Raw genomic sequence first — 20,177 nt, forward strand, 5'->3', positions numbered from 1 at the left:
GAGGGGCCCGGGACGCAAGCGCGTCCCGGGCCCCTCAGTCAGCTGTACCGCGTCGGCATCAGGCCGCTGCGGCGCCGCCGCCGTTCTTGTTGATCAGACGGGGCAGCATACGGAAGCCGACACCGCCCGCGATCATCGTCGCAGCGCCGATGAGCAGGAAGGTGGTACCGGTGGAACCGGTCTCCGCCAGCTCGCCGCCCTTGGCCTGCTGCTTCGCCTGGCCGGGCGTGTCAGCAATCTGCTCCTTGCCCTGACCGGGCTGCTCGATCGGCTTGGAGCCCTCGTTGTCGGTGCCGGTACCGGTGGAGTCACCGCCGGTGGCGTTGCCACCGCCCGTGCTGCCGGACTGGCCACCGGTGGTGTCGTCGCCACCGGTCGTGCTGCCGGACTGGCCACCGGTGGTCTCGTCACCGCCCGTGGTGCTGCCGGACTGACCGCCGGTGGTGTCGTCGCCACCGGTCGTGCTGCCGGACTGGCCACCAGTGGTCTCGTCACCGCCCGTGGTGCTGCCGGACTGACCGCCGGTGGTCTCGTCGCCACCGGTCGTGCTGCCGGACTGACCGCCGGTGCTGTCGTCACCGCCGATCTCACCGCCGGTGCTGTCGTCACCGCCGATCTCGCCGCCGGTGCTGTCGTCGCCGCCGATCTCGCCGCCGACCTGACCGCTGGACTCGCCGCCGTCGGTGGCACCGGTGGAGGAGTCACCGCCGGAGTCACCGCCACCGATGAGCCCGCCGATGATGCCGCCGATGATGCCGCCGTCCTGGCCCTGGACATCGCCCGGGCTGGCCGCGGAAGCAGCTCCGGCGGCCGTGAGCGACGCACCGGCCGCAATCACTGCGCCGGCCGCAATGCGCGCTACGCGCAGCCGCGTCTTCTTCGTCATGTACTGCTACCCCCAGTAGCTGAACTCGTCATTGGAGCACCGCTGTACGGGGCGACGAGCCGATGTCGGGGTGCACGAGCTTCGGCCCCGCACTGCGGGCAGGCCGCTCAATTCCCCGTTCTTACACGCGCCCCAGACATACGCATGCCGCGCTCAGCCTTCCCAGTTCGGCCACCATCGTCAAGGTCGATTAAAGGCCGGATGCCCGAATTGCCAAGCGGTGGGCGGTACATGGACATACGACTGTGACCAAACCGCCACAGCAAAAACAACTGCCTCCCCGAAGGAGGCAGTTGTTTCACGTACGGAAGTAGCGGATCCGCTACTTCTCCTGCTGCTTGCGCCAGCGGATTCCGGCCTCCAGGAAGCCGTCGATGTCGCCGTCCAGCACACCGGTGGGGTTGCCGACCTCGAACTCGGTCCGCAGGTCCTTGACCATCTGGTACGGGTGCAGGACGTACGAACGCATCTGGTTGCCCCAGGAATTGCCGCCGTCGCCCTTGAGCGCGTCCATCTTGGCCTGCTCCTCCTGGCGGCGGCGCTCGAGGAGCTTGGCCTGGAGGACGTTCATCGCAGACGCCTTGTTCTGGATCTGCGAGCGCTCGTTCTGGCAGGAGACGACGATGCCGGTCGGGAGGTGCGTCAGCCGCACCGCGGAGTCGGTGGTGTTGACGCCCTGGCCGCCGGGGCCCGAGGAGCGGTACACATCGATCCGCAGATCGGACTCGTCGATCTCGATGTGGTCGGTCTTCTCGACGACCGGGAGCACCTCGACACCGGCGAACGACGTCTGGCGGCGGCCCTGGTTGTCGAACGGCGAGATACGCACCAGGCGGTGCGTGCCCTGCTCGACGGAGAGCGTGCCGTAGGCGTACGGGACCTGGACGGCGAAGGTGGTCGACTTGATGCCGGCCTCTTCCGCGTACGAGGTCTCGTAGAGCTCGGTCTTGTAGCCGTGCCGCTCGGCCCAGCGCAGATACATGCGCTGGAGCTTCTCGGCGAAGTCGGCGGCGTCCACGCCACCGGCCTCGGCGCGGATGTTGACGAGGGCCTCACGGGAGTCGTACTCGCCGGACAGGAGGGTGCGGACCTCCAGCTCGTCGACCGCCTTGCGGACGGCGGTGAGCTCGTCCTCGGCCTCGACCCTGGCGTCCTCGTCGCCCTCGGCCTCGGCGAGCTCGAAGAGCACCTCGAGGTCGTCGACCCGGCCACGCAGGTCCTCGGCCTTGCGCAGCTGGCCCTGGAGGTAGGACAGCCGGCTGGTGATCTTCTGCGCACTCTCCGGGTCGTCCCACAGGGACGGCGCCGCGGCCTGCTCCTCGAGCACGGCGACATCGGCCCTCATCTTGTCGAGGTCCAGGACGGCCTCGATCGACCCCATGGTCGAGGAGAGGGACTTCAGCTCTTCGGATACATCGACGACTGCCACGCACCCAGCCTAACGGCTACCACCGTCAGCGTGACCCGGCCCCGGCAGGTGGGACCTGCCCGGAACCGTGGACGGCGGGCCCCCCGCGGGCCGTACGCGACGCCGCGTGCCGGGCGGGGCCCGGTCCTGCGGGCCGTTTCCGGGCCCGGCCGGGGCGCGGGCGGGCCGTTACGGGGTGCCGGGTTCCGGCTGGTGGACGCCCGGTGTGGCGTCGCCCGCCGTATCGTCGCCGGAGGCCAGCCAGCCGCCCAGGCCGGCCGCCAGGGCCACCGCGGCGGCGGCCGCGCCGAGCTTGATCCGGCGGCGGCGCACCGCATCCGGCGACGAGCGGTGCCGGGCCGAGCCCGCCCGGCGCTCACCGGCGGCCCGCGGGGCACGGGCGGTGCCGTGCGCGCCGCCCGCCAGCTCGTCCGGTCCTGGCACCCGCATGCTGGTGTGCGTCTCCCGGTTGGAGTCGGGGACCGCGCCCTGGACGAGCGGGACCGCGCCGCGCGGCGGAGTGGCCTCCCCCGGGGGCGGCGACGGGTAGAACGGCTCCTCGCGGGAACCGGCGGTGGCCTCCTGCTCGTCCTCCGGTTGCTCGCTGTCGGGCTCGTCGATGTCCAGCGGCGGCATACCGGCCAGGCCGGGCAGCATCTCGCGCAGCCGGGCGGCGAGCTCCGGGGCGCGCAGCCGGGAGGCCGGCGCCTTGGCCAGGCACTGGAGCAGCAGCTGCCACAGCTCGTCGGGGATGCCGGGCAGCGGCGCCACGCTCTCGGTCACATGGCGGCGCAGCACCGCCCCGGGGTGCCCGCCGCCGAACGGCGTGAACCCGGCGAGCAGCTCGTACAGGACGGTCGCCAGCGCATAGACGTCCACGGAGGCGCGCGGCGGCAGCCCCTCGATGATCTCCGGGGCGAGGTAGTCGGGGGTGCCGATGACCTTGGTGGCCCTGGTCCGGCGCGGCGAGTCGACGAGCCGGGCGATGCCGAAGTCGGTGAGCAGGGCGGGGTGCGCGCCGCCGGGGCCGAGCGGTCCCTGCATGTCCAGCAGGACGTTCTCGGGCTTGACGTCGCGGTGGACGATCCGGGCGGCGTGCGCCGCGGCGAGCCCGTCGGCGACATCGGCGGCGATCGCGACGGCGGCCTCCGGGGCGAGCCGGCGTTCGCGCTCCAGGCGCGTGCGCAGGTCGGTGCCCCGTACGAGGTCCATGACCAGCGCCAGGTCGTTGCCGTCGACGACGAGATCACGGACGCCGACGACTTGGGGGTGGTCCAGGCTCAGCAGCGCCGCCCGCTCCTGCACGAAGCGGCCGACGAGTTCCTGGTCGGATGCGAGATCCTCACGCAACAGCTTGATGGCCACGGCCCCTTCGGGGCCCTCGCCCAGCCATACCGTGCCGGCACTGCCGCGCCCCAGGATCTGGTGGGCGGTGTACCGGCTGCCGATCTTCCGTGCCAAGACTGCTCCGACGTGTCGGGCCCCCGAGCGTCCTGCGGGGGCTGAGGTTGGCGTCAAAGCTACGCGGGTGCCAGGGGGTTCAGTGCCCCGGAACGTGGCAACCTTCACTTCTGTGAGCGAAATTGTCCGTCAGAAGTCGACAAATCCACTGAGTTGCTTCCCGGGGCTGTCCGACGGGTCGTCGCAGGAAGGCCTCGGGCGCCACGGCGCACCGCCGCGTCGACGCCTCGGGACCGGACGGACGGCACGGGTCCGCCCGTCCTGAAAAGGCGGAACGGGCCCGGCGATGATCCACCGGGCCCGCTCCCCACGCCCGCGGACTGCACCGAGCCCGCCGTCGGGCGGCGTCAGCCGCCGAGTTTCTGCACGAAGCGCTGCACACTCTCGAAGACGTGCCCGACCTGGGAGAAGAAGCCGCGCGTCGTGCCGATCCACTCCTGGAGCGGGGTCAGCTCCCAGACCAGCCAGGCCGCCACGAACAGCAGGATCAGCGTGACCAGGCAGCCCTTGAGGCAGCCCAGACCCGGGATCTTCATGGGGTTGGCACTGCGCTGACGGGGCTCACGCCGGGGCCGGGGCTCCGGGGCGGGCGGCCGCTGCGGTTCGTAGCGCTGCGGCGGCGGCTCCTGGCGGCGCTGCGGGGCCTGCGGCTGCTGCTGGGCGTACGGCACCGGAGCGGGCTGCTGGCGGTACTGCGGCTGCTGCGGGCGCTGCGGCGGCTGCTGCTGGGGGGCGGCCTGGCGCTGCGGGCGGCGGCGCAGCGGGTCCTGGCCGGGGTCCAGGTACTGCACCTGGGTCTGTTCGTTGCGGTCGCGGGCGGCCCGCATCTGGGACTCCCACGGATGGGGGCCGTCGGGCTCCTGCGGTCCGCCGGCCGGTGCGCCCATGGGCATCGGCGGCATGGCCCGGGTGGGGTCGCCGCCGGGGCCGCCCGGTCCGCCCGGTCCGCCCGTGGACGGCAGCACGCTGGTCGCCGCTCCCGGGTCGTACGAACCGGCGCCGGACGGGAGCACCTGGGTGGGGTCGGCGTCGCCTCCGCCAGGCTGGCTGCCCTCGCCCGTTCCGGGAACGGGGGCGGGCGCGGGATCGGGGGCGAGCAGTGCGGCGACCCCGAGCGCGGCCTCGGCAGCGGCCGGGGTGGCGTGCACCCCGATGCCGGACGCGACGGTGCGCAGCGCCCTGGCGAGGTTCTCGGCGCTGGGCCGCTCCTCGGGCCGCTTGCGCAGACAGCGCTCGATGACCGTCCACAGCGGCTCGGGGAGCGTGCCGGGGCGTTGCGGCTCCTCGCTGAGGTGGCGGTGCAGCACCTCCAGCGCGGTCGCCCCGGCGAACGGCGGGCGGCCGGTGACCAGCTCGTACAGCAGGATGCCGGCGCCGTAGATGTCCACGGCGGAGGTCTGCGGGCGGCCCTCGGCGGACTCCGGCGCCACGTAGGCGGGGGTGCCGACGAATTCGTGGGTGCGGGTCAGGCCCGGGGAGTCGGCGAGACGGGCGATGCCGAAGTCGGTCAGCATCGGGTGCATCTCGCTGCTGCCGTCCGACCCGGCGAGCAGGACGTTGGCGGGCTTGAGGTCGCGGTGCACCACACCGTCGGCATGGCTGGCGGCCAGCGCGTCGGCGATCTGGGCCGTGAGCAGCGCGGCGGCCACCGGGCTGAAGGGGCCGTTGTCGCGCAGATAGCGGTGCAGGTCGGGGCCGTCGACCAGGTCCATGACGAGAGCGAGCAGATCGCCCTCGACGACGAGGTCGCGGGTACGGACGATGTTGGGGTGGGTGAGCCGCAGCAGGACGGAGCGCTCCCGCAGGAAGCGCATCACCACGTCCGCGTCGTGCGCCAGCTCCTCCTTGAGGACCTTGATCGCGACCGTCTCACCGGGCTCTCCTGCCACGGCGGCCTCGGCGCCCGCCGTCTCCCGCTGGCGGGCACGCCAGACGGTGCCCGTGGCACCGCGTCCCAGCGGCTCCTCGAGCAGGTACTTGCTGCCTACCGGCCGCACGTCATGCGCTCCCTGGTCGTGGTGGTTCTCTTGCCCGGCCCGCGGGGTCCGAATGATCAACTCCGCGCGGCCCGTCCGACCCACTGTAGTGCCGTCGTACAAACTTTTCGGTCCGTCGGCCCGCTGGGGGCTTGTGGGGAAGACGCACTTTCGGGACGGATGGTTGCCCGCCGCGTCCGGCCGGTGCCGGGCGCCGCCCGCAGCATCCTGCCGGGACCGTTCCGAGCTGACCACGGGCGTCGAAATCCGGCCGGGCACGGCACGCAAGCAGGCACTTTTTCGCCCTTAGAAGACCAATCAAGATCACTGAATGGCGGTCGGCGGGCGTGTTGTCAGCGGCAGGTGCGAGGATGCACCCAGCACGAAGCGGTGGGGGCGGGCGGTCTTTGTCGCGACGTGCACTTGGGACTTGTACGTGCCGACGTGCCCGGGTGTGGTGGGGGGAGTGAGCGGAGCCCTCGCCGGATCCCCGGCAGAAGGGACCGTTGACGGCGATGCAGATCCGGCTGACCGTCCTCGGGCCGCGCAGCGGCCACACCACACGTACCTGCGATGTGCTCGTGACGGCCCCCGCCGGGACCGCCCTGGCGGCGGTGGCAGGCGCGCTCGCGGCCTCCGTGGCGGGCTCGGGAGCGGATGTCGGCGGTGCGGGCGGCAGCGGCCCCGTCGTGCTGTACGCCGGGACCGAGCGGCTCGATCCGCAGCGCGCGGCGATCGGCGAGCCCCCTTTGATCGACGGCGCGGTGCTCTCCCTCCAGAGCCCCGGCCCCGCCCCGGCACACGGCCTGCCGCACGGCTCCGCCCGTCTGCGGGTCATCTCCGGCCCCGACGCCGGCGGAGTGCATCTGCTGCACGGGGGCCAGGTCCGCATCGGCCGCTCCGCCGACGCCGACGTCCCCCTCGACGACCCCGATGTCTCCCGGCTGCACTGCGCCGTGACCGTCGAACCGGACGGCTCGGTGTACGTAGCCGACCTGCGCTCCACGAACGGCACCGTGGTGGACGGCACCGACCTCGGGGAACGGCCCGCGCCGCTGCGGCCCGGCGCCCTGCTGCGCATCGGCGAGTCCGCCCTGCGCCTCCAGTCCGCGCCGAGTGCACCGGACCCCGCCCTGCCGACCGCCCCGGATGGCGAGGGCCATCTGCGGATCACCCCCGGGACGGCCGGCCCCGGCCCGGACGCGGGGGCGGCGGGCCGGGCGGAGGAGTACGGGGAGTACGGCGCGCCGGGCCCGCGGGGAGCCACCGCCGCCGCGGAAGGGGCGTACGCGGGAGCCGGGGCCTACGCCCGGCTGGCCGGCGGTGCGCCCTCTCCCGTACCGGACCCCCGTACCGCACCGGACCCCCGTACCGCACCGGCACCGGGCGCGACGGGACGGCGGGACACCCCCTTGCGCGGCACCCCGGCCCGGTACGACGCACCCGGCCACGGCGCACCGGCCCCCGGCCACAACTCCCCGCGCGGCAGCGCCGGTACGCCCTTCCCGGCCGCCCACACGGGCCATGTCTACGACCGCACGACCGAGGGCGGCGCCCCGGCGGACGGCTTCGGCCCCGGTGTCCGGGAGCGCACCGACGGCTTTCCGGCCGGTGGGCAGGAGCGGACGCACGGCGGGCAGCAGTCATTGGCGCCGTCCGACGAGGCGCCCCGTAAGGGCGGGCGGCGGGGCGGCATCGGCGCCTGGGCGCGGCGGCTGGCCGGCAGCCGGCCCGCCGTGGCGGGGCCGGAGGACGCCCACGCACCGGAGTACGCACCGGCCGACGCCCCCGCGGCGGCCTTCGCCGCCGCTCCCGAGGACGCCCAGGCACCCGAAGCGCGCTCCGGGCCCGCCGCCGACGAACGATGGCCGGATGCCGCCGCGGTCCTGCTCACCGCGCTGGGCCCGGGACCCCGCCTGTGGGAGCGCGGCCCGGACCACCCCGACGCGCTGACCGTCCGGCTGGGGACGGCCGCCCGCAGCGGCGGCCGGACCGCCGTGCCGGTCACCGTCGACCTGCGCCGGGCGGGCTCCCTGGGCCTCGCCGGGCCGCGCGCACGGCTGGCCGGGCTGGCCCGCAGCGCCCTCGCCCAGCTCGCGGCCCTGCACTCCCCCGGCACCCTCGACCTGGTGCTGATCAGCGCGGACCGGGCGCGGACCGCCGAGGAGCGGGTGGCGGACTGGTCCTGGCTCGGCTGGCTGCCGCAGGTCCGCCCGGCCCATGGCCAGGACTGCCGGCTGTTGCTCGCGTACGACAAGGAACAGGCCCTGGCCCGTACGTCCGAGCTGGTGCGCCGGCTCGACGACGGCCCGCTGGGCCACGGCTGGGCCAACGCCGACCGGGCGGAGATCGCCTCCGCCGCCGCCCGCCACCAGGGCCCGTACACGCTCGTGGTCGTGGACGGCGACCCCGGCAGCTCCGCGCTGCGCGAGACCACCGCCCGGCTCGCCGCGGGCGGCCCGGCGGCCGGTATCCATCTCCTGTGCCTGGCCGAGACCCCGGCCGCCTCCCCCGCCTTCCCGCTGGCCGCGACGTACGAGGCGGCGCGGGAGGCGTCGCCCGCCTTCGGTGAGTGCGGGGCGGTCGCGGTGCTCAGCGGCGATGTCGCCACGGCACTGCGCGTGGTCCAGCCGGGCTCCGGGCCCAACGGCACGGTCGCGGCGGTGGACGCGGTCTCCGGCGCCTGGGCCGAGCGGTTCGCGCGGGCGCTGGCGCCGCTGCGCGAGACCGATGCGGCGGCCCTGGCCGGCGGCCGGGCGGCGCCCCGTGCCGCCGTCCCGCTGCCCGATTCGGCGCGGCTGCTGGACGAGTTGGGGCTGGCCCGCGCCACCCCGGCGTCCCTGATGGCCCGCTGGGCCGCCGCCCTGGACACCGACCGGCCCGGCGCCGCCGCGGTGCTCGGCGCCGGACCGCACGGACCGCTGTGCGCCGATCTCGCCGGCGACGGTTCGCATCTCGTCCTGGAGGGCGCGACGGCCACCGGCAAGACCGAGCTGCTGCGTTCGATGGCCGCCTCGCTGGCCGCCGCCGACCGCCCGGATCTGCTGTCGCTGGTGCTGGTCGACGGCGGCGGCAGCGAGCGCGGCGAAGGACTGCGGGTCTGTACGGACCTGCCGCATGTCACGACGTACCTCGCCGCCTCGGACCCGGTCCGGATGCGGGAGTTCGCCCAGGCGCTGTCCTCCGAGCTGAAGCGGCGGGCGGAAATACTGGCCGGTACCCCGTTCGCCGAGTGGCGCAGCAAGCATCTGCCGGCGCCGCGGGTCATCGCGCCCCGGCGTTCGACCGAAGGCGGCGGTGGTCACAGAGAGCAGGAACCAACTACTCTCCGTAATCGTTGCCAAAACAAGGAAGGGGAAAGCGGCCCACCGGCGGACCCCTCCACGACCGGGACACTCCGCCTGCGGGCGCGCAGCGAACCGCCGGCGGCGGACGGCGCGGAGACCGCGGTGCCGATGCCCCGCCTGTTCGTCCTGGTCGACGACTTCGACGCCCTGGTGGCCCCCGCACTGGGCAGCACGGGCCGGCCCGCCGCCGGCTCCGTGGTGCGCGCCCTGGAGGCGGTGGCCCGGGACGGGGCGGCGCTCGGGGTCCATCTGATAGCCGCCACCGGCCATCCGGACCGTACGGCGGAGACCGCGACCAGCGAACGGGCCGGTCTGCGGGTCCGGTTGGGCGCCGACGGCGATCCGTCCGAGCCGGTGCCCGCGGGCCGCGGCCGGCTGCACCGCGCGGCGGACGGCTCCTCGACGCCGTTCCAGGCGGGCCGGGTGACCGGCCGGATACCCCGGACGTCCACGCTCCGGCCGACGGTCGTGCCACTGGAGTGGCAGCGGATGGGCGACCCGCCGGCCCGGCGCCCGCTGCGCGAGCTGGGCAACGGCCCGACGGACCTGGCCCTGCTGGCCAGCGCGCTCCAGCGGGCCGCACAGTCCTCGGGTGCCCCCTCCGCCCCGCCCCTGCTGTGAGCCCCGGGCCCCGCCCATAACAGCACCGTCACGAAAGGCCGGTTGACGCGGAACGCGGTATTGCGGACCCCGTGGCCAGGGCGTAGGACTGTCGCACACCGCAGAGCACGACGAGGCGCAGCGCGACGACGCACCGCCGCACGGCACCACGTACCGCCGCACAGGCCACATAGCACCGCAGGCACGATGCACCACCGCACAGCACCACGAACCGCCGCACAGGACTACATAGCACCGCACGGCACCACGAACCGCCTCACAGGACCGCATAGCACCGCAGGCACGACGCACCACGGCATGGCTCCAGGTACCACCGCACGGCACGACATACCACCGCAGGCACGACGCACCACCGCACGGCACCACGCACCACCGCACGGCACGACGCGAACGGCACGGCGAGGGCGCCGCGGCACGACGTGATACGGCCCCCTTCGCAACCGGCACGGCAGGCGCAGCGATAAGGGGCTACGGGGATGCGCAGACGACTCGACCGCACGGCTGTACGCGCCACGACCGCGGTGGCGGCGGCCTCGGCGCTCGCCCTGATGCTGGCCGCCTGCGGCAGCGGCGGCGGCACGAAGGACAACGGCAGCGGCGGCAGCAAGGGCGGCAGCACCGCCCCCACCGTGCAGCTCCCCCAGCTCAAGGGCCAGAAGTTGCAGGTCACTGCGGTCTGGACGGGCCCCGAGCGGGAGAACTTCGTCAAGGTGCTGGATGAGTTCGAAAAGCGCACGGGTGCCCAGGTCGACTTCGTGCCCAGCGGCGACGACATGGCCGGCTTCATCGGCTCCAAGATCGCCGGTGGCGGGCCGCCGGACGTCGCGATGCTCCAGCAGGTCGGTGTACTGGACGAGTTCGCCGAGAAGGGCTGGCTCAAGCCGCTCGGCAGCGCCGCCAAGGCGCAGCTCGCCAAGAACTACACCAAGGGCTGGCAGGACCTCGGCGCCCACAAGGGCACCGGGTACGGCGTCTACTTCAAGGCCAGCAACAAGTCGCTGGTCTGGTACAACACCGAGGCGTTCGACAATGCGGGTGCCAAGGAGCCGAAGACCTGGCCGGACTTCGTCAAGGCGGCGGAGATCATCGCCGAGTCGGGTATCGAGCCGGTCTCGGTGGGCGGTTCGGACGGCTGGACGCTGACCGACTGGTTCGAGAACATCTATCTCTCCCAGGCGGGGCCGGAGAAGTACGACCAGCTGGCGCAGCACAAGATCAAGTGGACTGACCCGACGGTCAAGCAGGCGCTGAGCACGCTCGGGCAGCTCTTCGGCCGTAAGGATCTGCTGGCGGGCGGCAACTCCGGTGCGCTCCAGACGGACTTCCCGACGTCGGTGACCCGGACTTTCAGCGGCGGTGATGCCCCCAAGGCCGCGATGGTCTCCTCGGCCGACTTCGCCGCCGCCAACATCGCCCAGACCAAGGCCAAGGTCGGTACCGACGCCAAGGTCTTCCCGTTCCCGGCGGTGGGCGCCAAGTCCCCGGTGGTGACCGGCGGTGATGTGGCGGTGGCCCTCAAGGACAGCAAGGCCTCGCAGGCGCTGCTGACGTTCCTGGCGTCGACGGATGCCGCCAAGATCTGGGCGCAGGCGGGCGGGTTCATCTCGCCGAACAAGGAGCTCGACCAGGCTGCGTACGCCGACGGGGTGATGCGCGAGATCGCCAAGGCGCTGATCGCGGCGGGTGACGATTTCCGCTTCGACATGTCCGACCAGGCGCCCGCCTCGTTCGGCGGCAAGCCGGGCCAGGGCGAGTGGAAGGACCTACAGGACTTCCTGAAGAACCCCAAGGATGTCGCGGGCACCCAGGCGCAGTTGGAGAAGGACGCCGCCAAGTCGTTCAGCCACTGAGTACGCGAAGCCGTCCGGGCACTGAGCCCGCGAAGCCGTCCGGACGCACCGAGTCCGTGAAGCCGTCCGGGCACCGAGTACGCGAAGTCGTCCGGACGCGGAGCAGCTGCCGCCGACCGCCTCGACCGGGACCGGGGGACCGTCACGATGAGCGCCGTACAGGTCAGCAAGGCCAGTGAGAGCAGCGAGGGCGGCCGGCGCAGCGGCGGCGGCAGGCGGCGCGGCGGCAGGCGGCGCGGCGGTGTCCTGGGCACCCGCCCCTGGACCGCGGCGGTGTTTTTGCTGCCGGCGTTGCTGTTGCTCGGGGCGCTGGTCGTCTACCCGATCGTCTTCTCCGTGTACCGCAGTCTGTTCGACGCGTCCGGCAACGGCTTCGTGGGGCTGGGCAATTACGGGGCGATGTTCTCGGACGACGGTATCCGTACGGCGCTGAGGAACAACGTCATCTGGGTGGTGGTGGCGCCGACCGTCTCGACGGTGCTGGGGCTGATCTTCGCGGTGCTGACCGAGCGGATCCGCTGGGGCACCGCCTTCAAGCTGATCGTGTTCATGCCGATGGCGATCTCGATGCTGGCGGCGGGCATCATCTTCCGGCTGGTCTACGACCAGGACCCGCAGCGCGGGGTCGGCAACGCGGTGTGGGTCGGCATTCATGACACGTTCGCCGACCCGGCGCCGTTCCCGGGTGCCAAACCGCGGCCCAAGGCCGATCTCGCGCCGTCCGGCGGCGGTGCGTTCACCACGCGCTCGGCCGTACGGGCGGGCTCCCCGGTGAAGCTGCCGCTGGTCGCCGTCCAGCCGGGCGATCTGCGCGGTGCTCGGTCCGCGGCCGCCGCCGGGTCCCGTCCTGGCCAGGTGACCGGCACCGTGTGGCTGGACTTCACCCGCGGTGGCGGCGGCCGCCCGACGTCGTCGACGGCAACGAGAAGGCGCTGGCCGGGCTGACGGTCGAGGCGGTCAGGGGCGGCCGGGTGGTCGGCTCGGCGACGACGGCGGCGGACGGCACCTTTGCGCTGCCCGCCGCCCAGGCCGACGGCGCCCGCCTCCGGCTGCCCGCGGCCAATTTCGCCGAGGCCTACCGCGGCGTCGACTGGCTCGGCCCGGCGCTGGTCACCCCGGCGATCATCGGTTCCTACGTCTGGATGTGGGCCGGTTTCGCGATGGTGCTGATCGCGGCGGGGCTGGCGGGCGTTCCGCGGGAGCTGCTGGAGGCGGCGCGGGTGGACGGCGCGGGCGAGTGGCAGGTCTTCCGCCGGATCACGGTGCCGCTGCTGGCGCCGGTCCTGGTGGTCGTGCTGGCCACCCTCATGATCAATGTGCTGAAGATCTTCGACCTGGTCTACATCATCGCGCCGGGCTCCAGCATCAGATCCGCCAACGTGCTGGCGCTCCAGCTCTTCCAGTCGTCGTTCGGTACCGACGTCGACGAGGGCCTGGGCAGCGCGATCGCCGTATTCCTGCTGCTGCTCGTGCTGCCGGTGATGTACGTCAATCTCCGGCGCATACGGAAGGAGCGTCGCCGATGACGACCGTGGACGGTGGCGTACCGGACGGGCGCTCCGGCAGTGCCGGTGCCGTACGGGCCCGGCAGCCGCTGGCCGCCCGGATCGCGGCGCGGGCCGGTGGCGGCGCGATGCGGGTCTTCCTGGTCCTTGTCGCCCTGTTCTGGCTGATGCCCTCGGTGGGGCTGCTGCTGTCCTCGCTGCGCAGCCCGCAGCAGATCGCCGAGTCCGGCTGGTGGCAGGTCTTCAGCGCACCGGCCCAGATCACCTGGGACAACTACAGCCAGCTGCTGTCGAACGACAAGGTGATGGGCTCGCTGCTGACCACGGCGGCGATCACCGTGCCGGCGACGGTACTGGTCGTGGTCATCGGATCGCTGGCGGGTTATGCGTTCGCGTGGATGGAGTTCCCCGGACGGGACGGCTGGTTCATGGTCGTCGTCGGGCTGCTGGTGGTGCCCGTGCAGGTGGCGCTGATCCCGGTGGCCAAGCTGTTCGGCGCGGTCGGGCTGTTCGAGACGACGGCCGGGGTGATCCTCTTCCATACGGCCTTCGGGCTGCCGTTCGCGGTGTTCCTGCTGCGGAACTTCTTCGCCGAGATCCCGCGCGAGCTGCTGGAGGCGGCCCGGCTGGACGGGGCGGGCGAGCTGCGGCTGTTCACCCGTGTCGTGATGCCGCTGGGCGGGCCGGCGATCGCCTCGCTGGGGATCTTCCAGTTCCTGTGGGTGTGGAACGACATGCTGATCGCGCTGATCTTCGCGGACAGCGGCAACCCGCCGGTGACCGTCGCGCTGCAGCAGGAGGTGCGCCAGTTCGGCAACAACATCGATGTGCTGGCGCCCGGCGCCTTTCTGTCGATGGTGGTGCCGCTGATCGTCTTCTTCGCCTTCCAGCGTCAGTTCGTCTCCGGTGTGATGGCCGGCGCGGTGAAGTGAGACCCCCGCGGGGGCCCGGCAGGCACGGTGGTCCCGGCAGTCCCCGTCGCCACGCCACCTCCCGTTCATTTTCGTCCGCCTACAGTGACGTCGCTGCCGTGCCACGAGGCCGCGCCGGTGCGCGGCGGCCATGACGCCGGGCGCGTCCACAACTGCACAGACGCCGACAACAGCAGATCCCTCCCGCAGAGCCCGCAAAGCCCGCGGCACCCTCAGATCCCTCAGATCCCGCAGTTTTCTCCTCGCACACCCGGTACATCCACGGCGGACAGCGCCGGCACATACCGCACGTACTCCCCCTGCACGCGTCGTACTCAGCCCTACGTTCCCGACCGTCTGGAGACGGACCGCACATGACTGCCCCCATCGCAGACCAGAGTGCCGAACAACTCCCGCGCCCCACCCGGCTGTCCGATGTCAAAGGCTGGTTCTTCACCGCCGACCAGTTGCTCTTCGACTGGTTCCTGGCGCACCAGCAGGACCGTTCGGAGCCGGGTGATCTGCTCGAACTGGGCGCGTATATGGGCAAGAGCGCCATCTTCCTCGGTGCGCGGCTGCGTCCCGACGAGCGCTTCACGGTCTGCGATCTCTTCGACTCCCCCGCCGAGGACGCCTCCAACTCCAAGGAGATGAAGAAGTCCTACGCGACCCTGACGCGCCGCGCCTTCGAGGCGAACTACCTTGCCTTTCACGAGGAGTTGCCCACGATCATCCAGGGCCTCAGCTCGTTCGTCGGCGATCATGTGGACGAGGGGTCGGTGCGCTTCGCCCATATCGATGCCTCGCATCTGTACGAGCATGTGCACGGCGACATCCTCACAGTGCGCAAGCTGCTCACGGCCCACGGCGTCGTGGTGATGGACGACTACCGCGCCGAGCACTGCCCGGGGGTGGCCGCCGCCACCTGGCAGGCCGTCGCGAACGAGGGGCTGCGCCCCATCTGCATCACCGGCACCAAGTTCTACGGGACCTGGGGCGATCCCGAGCCGCTACAGAAGGCGCTGGTGGAGTGGATCACCTCGCGCGGCGACATCTGGCACGAGGTGCAGTACGTCAACGACGCCCCGCTGGTGCGGCTGAGCGCCAAGGGTGCCCAGGAGCCCGCCCATCCGGTCTCCCGGCACAAGTCCGCCGCCCGCGCCCCGCAGCGGCCGGCGGCTCGGGCGCCGAAGGCCTCCGCGTCCCGCCCGGCCGCGCGCCCGCCGGTCCCCTCGCGCGCCGCGCTGCGCCGGGTCGCCCTGGACGTGCTGCCGCCGGTCGTCACCCGTGCGCTGGTGAAGGCCCGCCGGCGGGCCCGTACGCACTGAGGCATCGGGCGCGCGGGCCGGGCGGGGAACTGTGCCCGGCCCGCGCCCTGCCGCGCCCAGGAGCCGTCCGGCCCGCTCCGCCGGGCCTGTCTCAGCGCGGGACCTGTCCCACCAGGACGAAGACGTTGGACCGCAGCAGCATCCCGGCGGGACGCGGCAGCGGATGGGAGTACGTACGCCGTACGGCCAGGCCGGCGGACTCGGCGAAGGCGCGCAGCAGGGCGAAGTCGGTGAAGCGCACGGGGGCGGGCCCGGCCCGGTGCCCGGCCTCCTGCGCGGTGATCAGCAGCACCCCGCCGCCGGGTCGTACGTAGGGGACATAGGCCCGCAGCAGGCCCTCGACCTGCTCGTCGTCCAGATGCTCCAGGACATGTGCGGTCAGCAGCGCGTCGAAGGCGCCGGGCCGGGCGTGCGGGCTCGCGAGGAAGGTGTCGGCGGTGTAGGCGGTCAGGCCGCGCGCGCGGCAGTGCGCCACGGACTGCGGGTCGTGGTCCACCCCGACGCTGCCGGGCGCGCAGTCGGCGAGCGTGTCGCCGGTCCCGCAGCCGATCTCCAGCACCCGTCCGGTGCCGATCCGCCGCAGCTGGCTGCGGTACGGGGACCGGGCGGGCAGCAGCCGGGCCGGGCCGCCGCGCCCCCGTTCGACCGGCAGCCGCGCGGTGGAGGCGGCCGGCGCGGTGCCCGTGGGGCGCGCGGGCCGGGCGGTCCGGGTGTCGCTGCCGGGCGGCCCGGCGTCGGGGCTGTCGGTGGCGGCGGAGCTGTCGGTTCGGCCGGGCATCGGGACGCGGTCACCTTCCCTGGGGGAAACACGGCGCGCGGGGCGCCCTGAAGCTGTGCAACGGGTCTACGGCATCGGACGCGGCCCGGCACTACGGCGCGCCGAATTCGCGCACCGAGCGTAACGATGCACACACGGACTGTCGATGATGTCTCTCACCCTTTCAGCGCAGATCCGGTGACCGTGCCGCCGTGGGCGAGTTGAACGGACCGGTCTTGTGCATCGCCAGTCCGGAAAGGCTCGGTCCACGTATGAAGCCTCGGCTCACCGTCGTCGTCCCGGTCCATCGCATCGAGGGGTCCGAGCGGAATGTGGAGGAGTGCCTGGAGTCGGTCGCGGCCCAGACGCTGACCGATCTGGATGTGGTGATGGTGGACGACGGTCCGCCCGCGGACGCGGGCGGGGACGCCACCTCCGCCGCGGGCGCGCCCGCCGCTCCCGTCCGCCGTTTCGCCGAGCGCGACCCGCGCTTCCGGATCGTCCACCATCCCGGGGGCGGTCCGGCGCCCGGCTGCGGCGCGCTCCGCAACACCGGTGCCCGGCACGCCTATCCGCACACCGAATACCTGGCCTTCCTGGACGCCGACGATGTGCTGCTGCCGCGCGCTTACGAGGACCTGGTCGGCCTGCTGGACAAGTCCGGTGCGGACCTCGCGACCGGCAATGTCTACCGGCTCGGTGCGGCAGGACGCAGCCAGTCCGCCCACCACCCGGCCACCCGCGCCACCGCGCTGCGCACCCACGTCGGCGAGGACCTCACCCTGCTGTCCGACCACTTCGCCCGCAACAAGGTCTTCCGCCGCACCTTCTGGGACACCCATCAATTCGCGTTTCCCGAGGGCGGGTTGTGCCACGACGCGGCGGTGACGCTGCCCGCGCTCTTCCTCGCCGAGGCGATCGACGTCCTGCACGAGCACGTCTGTTACTGGCGGCTGCCGGAAGGGCCCGACCGCCACCGGCGGCCCGATGCCCGGGGCGTACGGGACCGGTTCGCGGCGGTGGCCGGCATCCGGCGTTTCCTCGCGGACCCGGCCCACGCCCGGCTGAGCGTCCATCAGCGCGACTACGACCGCGCACAGCTCACCGACGGGCTGCTCGACCTGGTCGACGCCCTGCCGGCGGCCGCGCCGGAGTGCCGGACCGCGTTCCTGGACTGCGCCCGCGACTTCCTCTCCGGCGTCGACCCGCGGCTGTTCCCCACGCTCCCCGTCGAGCTGCGGATGCGCTGGTATCTGATCCGCGCCGGGCGCCTGGCCGACCTGCTCACCCTGCTCGTGCACGAGGCCCGCAACCCGGCGGGGTTCACCGTCGCCGGGCCGCCGCTGCGCAAGCGCGCGGTGCTGCCGCTGACCCCGCCGCTGGAGCTGCCGCCGGGCGTGACCCGGCTGGATCGCGCCGACTTCCCCGTACGGGCCCGGGTCCGGGAAGCGGTGTGGCAAAACGGCGTGCTGGTACTGCGCGGCTACGCCTACATCCGGAATCTGGACGCCGCGGCCCGGCACAGCTACCTCCGCACGGCGGTGCTGTCCTGCGGGCGGCGCCGGATCCTGCTGCCGCTGCGGCCGGTGCCGATGGTGGAGGCGACCGCCGAGTCCGGTCAGGAGCTGCACTGTTACGACTGGTCGGGCTTCGAGCTGCGGGTCGACCCGGCCCGGCTGCGCAAGGGCGGGCGCTGGGAGGAGGGCGACTGGACGGTCGGGGTGGTGCTGGCGTCGGCGGGCGTGGTGCGGGCCGCGGCGCTGCACGCCCCGGAGACCGGCTCCGGCGCCACACCGTGCGCCCATGAGCTGCCCGGGGACGGCGTACGGATCACGCCCCGGTTCACGGACGGGCGGCTGCGGCTGTCGGTGGCCCGTCCGGCCCGGCGGCTGGCCGGCCACCGTGCGGCGGCGGCCGGCGCCCTGGACCTGACCGTCACCACGCCCGGCCCGCCGCTCTCGGCCCTGCGGCTGACCCACCAGGGAAGCGGCACGGTGGTGTCGTTCCCGGTGGAGACGGAACGCCCCGCGGGGGCGGGGACGGGGCCGGGCAACGGGCAGCGGGAAGCGGGCGGGGCGCCCGACGGCGCGCCGGGCGCCCCGCCCCCGCCGCTCACCTTCCGGGTCCGGCTCGACGCCCTCGCCGCCGCGCGCCCCACCCGGGACGGCGCGCCGCTGGCGATCTTGCCGGGGCACACCGAGAGCTGGGCGGCCGAGGTGGTGCTGGCCGACGGCGGCACCGACCCGATCGCCTGCGATCCCCGGCTCGCCCCCGTCGCCCATCCGCTCTCGCACGGCCGTGAGCTGGTCGTGGCGGCCTCCCCGGCCGGGCACCTCGTGCTGCACGACCGCACCCCGCAGCCGTTCCTGGACCGGGCGATGTGGCGCGCGGACGGCGCCCTGCTGGTGGCGGGAAGGCTGCCGGACGCCGCGCCGCACGCCACCGAACTGGTCCTCAAGCACGGTGCGCACGCCGCCGAGCTGGCCTTCCCCACCCTCCACGACGACGGCCGGTTCCACGGCACGCTGCCGCTGGGCGCCCTGCCCTCGCTCGCCGGCCCGGTGCCGCTGCGCGAGGGCCGCTGGACGCTGCATCTGCGCGAGCAGGGCGCGCCCGGCTCCCCGCTGGACGCCCCGGTCCGCTGTGCGCCGTCCCTCCTCGACGGGCTGCCGGCCGCCCGTACCGTCCGCGGCAAGCCGCTCACCCTGGACCGGCACCGGCACGACGAGGCGCTGGTGGTGGCGGGTCCCGCGCTGCCCGCCACCGACCGCGGCCCCTACCGGCGCCGGGTGCTGCGCGAGCAGCACTACTCGCTGCACCGCTCGCGCCCGCTGCGCGACACCGTCCTCTACAGCAGCTTCGGCGGCCGCGCGTACGGGGACTCGCCGCGGGCGGTGCACGAGGAGCTGGTGCGCCGGGGCATGGACGTGGAGCATCTGTGGGCGGTGCGCGACGCGCAGACCGCGGTGCCGGAGACGGCGCGGGCGGTGCTGGTGGGCAGCGCCGAGTGGCACGGCGCGCTGGCGCACAGCCGCTGGGTGGTCACCAACACCCATCTGCCCCGCTGGTTCACCCGGCGCGGCGGCCAGCGCATCATCCAGACCTGGCACGGCACCCCGCTCAAGCGGATCGGCGCCGACCTGGCCGGGACGCTGTGCGCGGGGCTGGCCCATCTGGCGCCGCGGCCGCGGGTCAGCCGGCAGTGGAGCGTGCTGCTGTCGCCCAACGCGCACAGCACACCCGTGCTGCGCTCCGCGCTCGGCTACTCCGGCCGGCTGCTGGAGACCGGCCTGCCGCGCACCGACGCCTTCTTCGCCGCCGACCGTGACGGGAGGGCGGCCGCGGTCCGCGAGCGTCTGGGCATCGGGCCCGGGAAGAAAGTGGTGCTGTACGCGCCGACCCCGCGCGACGACCTGGCCTACGACGCGGGTCATCACCGGCTGCATCTGCCGCTGGACCTGGAGCTGGCCGGGCGGGAGCTGGCGGACGACCATGTCCTGCTGGTCCGCAGCCACCCGCTGGTCGCCGACCGGCTGCCCGCCCACCACGCCCCCTTCGCCCTCGACGTCTCCGCCCATCCGGACGCCACGGAACTGCTGCTGGCCGCGGACGTCCTGGTCACCGACTACTCGTCGCTGGCCGCCGACTTCGCCAACACCGGGCGCCCGATGCTCTTTCTGACGCCCGACCTGCCGCACTACCGCGACACCCTGCGCGGCTTCACCCTCGATTTCGAGGCCCGGGTGCCGGGCCCGCTGCTCACCTCGACCGGTGAACTGATCGATGCGCTGGGCGACTTGGAGGCGATCGCCGCGGCGGGTGCGGATGCGTATGCGGATTTCCGGGAAACGTTCTGCCACCGGGACGACGGAGGTGCGGCGGGCCGGGTCGCGGATCTGATGGAGCGGTGACCGGGACGGGTCCGCCGCAAGGTAGTGGCGTGCGGATCAACATCGTGCGGCACTCGCGTCGTTACAGCATGTGCAGGCGCCCTTACGGGCCTGCACACCCCCGAGCCCCGACTCCCGCCCGGTAACAAGACGGCAAGAGGGCGGGAAAAGCGGAGCGGGGGGTGCAACCGCTCGACGGGATTCGCCCTCTGAACCATCGGAAACAGGTTCGGACCC

At 73.4% G+C, this 20,177-nt stretch carries 10 protein-coding genes and 1 pseudogene; 6 read left to right on the plus strand and 5 right to left on the minus strand.

The window, feature by feature from the left end; all coding sequences use genetic code 11:
* Positions 1 to 58: 58 nt before the first annotated feature.
* From K7C20_RS14200 to K7C20_RS14215, 4 genes are all read right to left on the minus strand, one after another.
* Complete coding sequence (locus K7C20_RS14200) at positions 59 to 886, minus strand: LPXTG cell wall anchor domain-containing protein (protein WP_053209864.1); 828 nt, start codon at positions 884 to 886, stop codon at positions 59 to 61.
* 322 nt (positions 887 to 1,208) lie between these two features.
* Positions 1,209 to 2,315: a peptide chain release factor 2 gene (gene prfB / locus K7C20_RS14205; protein WP_030083488.1), complete on the minus strand. Its 1,107-nt coding sequence runs from the start codon at positions 2,313 to 2,315 to the stop codon at positions 1,209 to 1,211.
* A 168-nt stretch (positions 2,316 to 2,483) separates the two neighbouring features.
* Positions 2,484 to 3,755, minus strand: coding sequence for a serine/threonine-protein kinase (locus K7C20_RS14210; RefSeq protein ID WP_053209865.1), 1,272 nt, complete (start codon positions 3,753 to 3,755; stop codon positions 2,484 to 2,486).
* Between the two features lie 347 nt (positions 3,756 to 4,102).
* Entirely contained in the window at positions 4,103 to 5,752 is a 1,650-nt protein-coding gene (locus K7C20_RS14215) for a serine/threonine-protein kinase (protein ID WP_053209866.1), read from the minus strand.
* Positions 5,753 to 6,246: 494 nt separating this feature from the next.
* On the opposite strand from K7C20_RS14215, the gene K7C20_RS14220 reads away from it, so the two are divergent.
* From K7C20_RS14220 to K7C20_RS14240, 5 genes and pseudogenes are all read left to right on the plus strand, one after another.
* A complete protein-coding gene (locus K7C20_RS14220) occupies positions 6,247 to 9,699 on the plus strand; it encodes an FtsK/SpoIIIE domain-containing protein (RefSeq protein ID WP_053209867.1) in 3,453 nt (1,150 codons plus the stop codon).
* A gap of 476 nt (positions 9,700 to 10,175) precedes the next feature.
* Entirely contained in the window at positions 10,176 to 11,549 is a 1,374-nt protein-coding gene (locus K7C20_RS14225; protein WP_209443991.1) for an ABC transporter substrate-binding protein, read from the plus strand.
* Between the two features lie 147 nt (positions 11,550 to 11,696).
* Positions 11,697 to 13,075 (plus strand): annotated as a pseudogene (locus tag K7C20_RS14230) (carbohydrate ABC transporter permease).
* Positions 13,072 to 13,986, plus strand: a complete 915-nt coding sequence (locus tag K7C20_RS14235) for a carbohydrate ABC transporter permease (protein WP_030083509.1) — start codon at positions 13,072 to 13,074, stop codon at positions 13,984 to 13,986. Before K7C20_RS14230 ends, K7C20_RS14235 begins: the two are co-directional and overlap by 4 nt.
* Before the next feature lie 353 nt (positions 13,987 to 14,339).
* Positions 14,340 to 15,293, plus strand: coding sequence for a class I SAM-dependent methyltransferase (locus tag K7C20_RS14240; RefSeq protein ID WP_030083511.1), 954 nt, complete (start codon positions 14,340 to 14,342; stop codon positions 15,291 to 15,293).
* 91 nt (positions 15,294 to 15,384) lie between these two features.
* Here K7C20_RS14240 and K7C20_RS14245 read toward each other — a convergent pair whose 3' ends face one another.
* Positions 15,385 to 16,071, minus strand: a complete 687-nt coding sequence (locus K7C20_RS14245) for a class I SAM-dependent methyltransferase (protein ID WP_053209868.1) — start codon at positions 16,069 to 16,071, stop codon at positions 15,385 to 15,387.
* A 251-nt stretch (positions 16,072 to 16,322) separates the two neighbouring features.
* Between K7C20_RS14245 and K7C20_RS14250 the strand changes: the two genes are divergently transcribed.
* Positions 16,323 to 19,961: a bifunctional glycosyltransferase/CDP-glycerol:glycerophosphate glycerophosphotransferase gene (locus K7C20_RS14250; RefSeq protein ID WP_053209869.1), complete on the plus strand. Its 3,639-nt coding sequence runs from the start codon at positions 16,323 to 16,325 to the stop codon at positions 19,959 to 19,961.
* Positions 19,962 to 20,177 lie beyond the last annotated feature (216 nt).

Source organism: Streptomyces decoyicus (assembly GCF_019880305.1).
GTDB classification, from domain to species: Bacteria; Actinomycetota; Actinomycetes; order Streptomycetales; family Streptomycetaceae; genus Streptomyces; species Streptomyces decoyicus.

Coding starts and splice junctions, on each gene's coding strand:
- K7C20_RS14200 (WP_053209864.1), bottom strand. CDS start 886: ATGACGAAGAAGACGCGGCTGCGCGTAGCGCGCATTGCGGCCGGCGCA.
- K7C20_RS14220 (WP_053209867.1), top strand. CDS start 6,247: ATGCAGATCCGGCTGACCGTCCTCGGGCCGCGCAGCGGCCACACCACA.
- K7C20_RS14225 (WP_209443991.1), top strand. CDS start 10,176: ATGCGCAGACGACTCGACCGCACGGCTGTACGCGCCACGACCGCGGTG.
- K7C20_RS14235 (WP_030083509.1), top strand. CDS start 13,072: ATGACGACCGTGGACGGTGGCGTACCGGACGGGCGCTCCGGCAGTGCC.
- K7C20_RS14240 (WP_030083511.1), top strand. CDS start 14,340: ATGACTGCCCCCATCGCAGACCAGAGTGCCGAACAACTCCCGCGCCCC.
- K7C20_RS14245 (WP_053209868.1), bottom strand. CDS start 16,071: ATGCCCGGCCGAACCGACAGCTCCGCCGCCACCGACAGCCCCGACGCC.
- K7C20_RS14250 (WP_053209869.1), top strand. CDS start 16,323: ATGAAGCCTCGGCTCACCGTCGTCGTCCCGGTCCATCGCATCGAGGGG.